This is a genomic window from Flavobacterium sp., assembly GCF_035760125.1.
Taxonomy (GTDB): Bacteria; Bacteroidota; Bacteroidia; order Flavobacteriales; family Flavobacteriaceae; genus Flavobacterium.
This window is the reverse complement of the sequence record NZ_DASTTN010000076.1, coordinates 1-3,546: the sequence shown is the minus strand read 5'-3', so window position 1 is coordinate 3,546 and position 3,546 is coordinate 1. Positions and strand designations below refer to the sequence as shown.

At 31.1% G+C, this 3,546-nt stretch carries 6 protein-coding genes; all 6 read right to left on the bottom strand.

Going from position 1 to position 3,546, the window contains the following annotated elements; translation table 11 throughout:
- Positions 1-289: hypothetical protein (locus VFS71_RS03060; protein ID WP_326399313.1), on the bottom strand; the 289-nt coding region annotated here is incomplete at its 3' end.
- A gap of 181 nt (positions 290-470) precedes the next feature.
- Entirely contained in the window at positions 471-923 is a 453-nt protein-coding gene (locus VFS71_RS03055) for a DUF3592 domain-containing protein (RefSeq protein ID WP_326399312.1), read from the bottom strand.
- Positions 924-1,106: 183 nt separating this feature from the next.
- Positions 1,107-1,520 carry a hypothetical protein gene (locus VFS71_RS03050; protein WP_326399311.1) on the bottom strand — a complete coding sequence of 138 codons (414 nt, stop codon included), beginning with the start codon at positions 1,518-1,520 and terminating at the stop codon, positions 1,107-1,109.
- Positions 1,521-1,891: 371 nt separating this feature from the next.
- Positions 1,892-2,389, bottom strand: a complete 498-nt coding sequence (locus VFS71_RS03045; RefSeq protein ID WP_326399310.1) for a hypothetical protein — start codon at positions 2,387-2,389, stop codon at positions 1,892-1,894.
- Between the two features lie 200 nt (positions 2,390-2,589).
- On the bottom strand, positions 2,590-3,165 hold the full coding sequence (locus VFS71_RS03040; RefSeq protein WP_326399309.1) for an imm11 family protein: 576 nt from the start codon (positions 3,163-3,165) through the stop codon (positions 2,590-2,592).
- Between the two features lie 176 nt (positions 3,166-3,341).
- The coding region (locus VFS71_RS03035) for a hypothetical protein (protein WP_326399308.1) at positions 3,342-3,546 on the bottom strand (205 nt) is incomplete at its 5' end.

Sequence of the window (3,546 nt, the reverse complement as noted above, 5' to 3'; positions counted from 1 at the left end):
TTTTAGATGGCGTTAGAAAATCTAAGTTCTTTGTCACACAATTACTTTCATATTCTATAGAGTTTACAGTGTAGTTATATTTAATCATTTCTTTCCATCCTTCAGTGTCAGAATCAATTTTTGACCGAAACCAATTGACCTCACATTCAACGACTGTAGCTTCAGTTTTTACCCATTTTTTAATCGTTACTAAATAAAAAAAAATAATTTTTGAAGCAATATAAATACTTACACAGAAAGAAATTGCAACGATAATTTGCGTAAAAATTATAACATTATTTTCTACCATTTTTTAAATTTCAATTTAATTCGTTTGATGAGCACAATGTCGCATAACGTTCTGGTACTACAGCGGGTTTGGGGTTAAATTAAGCCCATTCCTCGGATTTGCCAAATCATTCCAAATACAAAACCAACTTTCCATTAAGCCTAATGCCCAAATCCGTTGTAGTAGCTGTTATGCGACGTTACTAATGATTGAATAGGATAAAGTAAATAATAATATAAAATGTTATTGGAATTATTATAGTAAATGAATTTAATTTTGAATCTATAATCCCATTTTTCGGATTGGAAGGGTCGTAATAAATTTCTATTTTTTGCTGTTTTCTAAAATTATAGTTTTTAGCATAAATTTTAGATGGCGTTAGAAAATCTAAGTTCTTTGTCACACAATTACTTTCATATTCTATAGAGTTTACAGTGTAGTTATATTTAATCATTTCTTTCCATCCTTCAGTGTCAGAATCAGTTTTTGACCGAAACCAATTGGCCTCACATTCAACGACTGTAGCTTCAGTTTTCACCCATTTTTTAATCGTTACTAAATAAAAAATAATAATTTTTGAAACAATATAAATACTTACGCAGAAAGAAATTGCAACGATAATTTGCGTAAAAATTATAACATTATTTTCTACCATTTTTTAGATTTCAATTTAATTCGTTTGATGAGCACAATGTCGCCTAACGTTCTGGCACTACAGCGGGTTTGGGACTAAATTAAGCTCATTATTCGGATTTGCCAAATCATCCCAAATACAAAACCAACTTCCCATTAAGCCTATTGCCCAAATTCGTTGTAGTAGCTGTTGGCGGTAGTGTTTTTAGTTAGGCTTTATTTCTATCGTGTCAACAACTATTGAAGCTTTATTTTCAATATTATAGTTTTCAACTTCGTGTTTAAATAGAATTTTTCCTTTGTTTAACTTTAATTCGGTTTTATTAGGGTTGATTTCGGTTTCAATTTCTATAAATCCTAAGTGTTTTTCAAAAAAATATTGTTTAGGTTCTGTGACTTCATAAGAGCAACAATGCGATAAAAATCCTTGGAATCTATGATAAACTCTGATTGATTGATTTTCATATTCAACTTGTTTTGGATAAATTGGATATAAAAGGATGGAAGAAAAAACGGCTAACATAATTCCTCCAAACAAAAAAAACATTGCGACTACTATTCCAGAGATTGTATAAAAAGAAAAGTAAATTGATATTAGCTTAAATGGTTTTATGTTCATAAAAAAACAGTACAATACCAGATGTGTATAATATTAATTTTACCACAAATACTGCACTTGGATTTAGACCATAACCTGTTAAGAATTGAAAACCAAAATGAAGCAAAATGAAGCTTAATAAATAAAGATGGATATTTAATATTTTAGATTTCGTCATTTCTAGATTTTACATCAGTTCGATTTATGTTTTGGTTGATCGCATTACCGCCAACGTTCTGGTACTACAGCGGGTTTGGGACTAAATTAAGCCCATTCTTCGGATTTGCCACCCGAGCGATAGCGAACAGGCGAAGCAAATAATCCCAAATACAAAACCATTTTTCCATTAAGCCAATTGCCCAAATCCGTTGTAGTAGCTGTTGGCGGTTCGGTTATTTGGTTTCAATCAGAAGAGGTTTTGCTTCCATTTTATAATAGCTAAATATTTCTTTTATTTCATCTTTATTTAATATTATGCATTTAGTTTCAAATTCAGCTTCTTTTTCATCCATCATTGAACGCATTAATATTAATTTAAAAACTTCAGTTTTTTTATTCAATTCAATCTCAGTTCCATTTTTGTAAACAAACTTTTCATAAGCTTTCAGCATATTAAGCCAAACTTCAATTTCATTATCAGGATTTTGATCTCGTTTAAAATTTGTAATTGTTTCTTCCAAAGAAATTTTATAAACGTCAGCAAATGATGATTGTATCTTTTTTATTTTCTCAATTTGCTTTTCAGATAATTGTTCGTGGACAATCTTATTTTGAACGAGTTGATTCGGATTTACATTTTCAACACTTTCCTTTTCCGATTTTGCTTTACGATAATATGCCAAAACAAATATGCCCAACAAAAAAATTGAAATGTAGATTATTTGATTCATTTTGATTTTCATTAAACTTTATTTTCTGTTATTCGTTTTCTGTAGCGTGTAACTGACCGCCAACGTTCAGGTACTACAGCTGGTTTGGGACTAAATTAAGCCCTATTTTCGGATTAACCAAATTCTCACAAATACAAAACCAACTTTCCATTAAGCCAATTGCCCAAATCCGTTGTAGTAGCTGTTACCTGCAGTTAATCTCATGATAGTCGTCCTGGCGTATGAATTTTGTAAAAATAAAGTCCTTTACAATCCGACTTTTTTATGTCTTTCCGAACAATGTCATGAACACAAAGCAAAACACTTAATCTTTTTGAATTGTATATTAACCTATCTCCAATTTTCTCTAAGTCAAATCTCTTTTTAATTGGGTGGTCAGTTCCTGAAACAAATGTCGAATTATTATGGTCTAAGAAATCTGGTTTGCTAAATAGATACAATATTGAATAGTTTTTTGTTACACCATCCAAATCAGTCACTTCGGCTGGAAACCATTTCGGATTATCAATATCAGTTAAGTATTTCTCTATTATCGTTCGTAACTTGTCAGAGAAAAGTAGAAATCCACAACTATTAAACTGAAAGTCGCCTGTCTGTCCCGAATATTTTCCTGAATTGATTTTGAATTTTAATGGCTCTGTCAATTTGTGGTCTATATTTTTATTCTCAAAGAAGTCCCAACGAATATTTTTGTCTTCCGGTTCAGCATTACCAACTTTCGACTTTTCGTCTTCCGTTAAGTAGTAGTATTTATCAAATGTTTGTTCTATTTTCATTTTAATTGCAGGTAACGTTCTGGTACTACAGCGGGTTTGGGACTAAATTAAGCCCATTCTTCGGATTTGCCACCCGAGCGATAGAGAATAGACGAAGTAAATCATCCCAAATACAAAACCAACTTTCCATTAAGCCTATTGCCCAAATCCGTTGTAGTAGCTGTTATGCAACGGTTTTACTTCTTCTTAAGGTAAATTTCAATCACGCCAGCTTTACCTTTCTCACCATATTTTTCTATCGCTTTTTTATCTTTCAAAACAGTTATAGAATCTACATCATCAGGGTTTAAATCTTTAATCATTTCTTCTGTTGTCTCTTTTCCTTCAACTATATAAAGAGGTTTGATTTTTGTCTTTTCGTTATATGAATAACAATCAGAA

Excerpts from the sequence above, each read along its gene's own strand:
- VFS71_RS03055 (WP_326399312.1), bottom strand. The coding sequence starts at position 923 with ATGGTAGAAAATAATGTTATAATTTTTACGCAAATTATCGTTGCAATT.
- VFS71_RS03050 (WP_326399311.1), bottom strand. The coding sequence starts at position 1,520 with ATGAACATAAAACCATTTAAGCTAATATCAATTTACTTTTCTTTTTAT.
- VFS71_RS03045 (WP_326399310.1), bottom strand. The coding sequence starts at position 2,389 with ATGAATCAAATAATCTACATTTCAATTTTTTTGTTGGGCATATTTGTT.
- VFS71_RS03040 (WP_326399309.1), bottom strand. The coding sequence starts at position 3,165 with ATGAAAATAGAACAAACATTTGATAAATACTACTACTTAACGGAAGAC.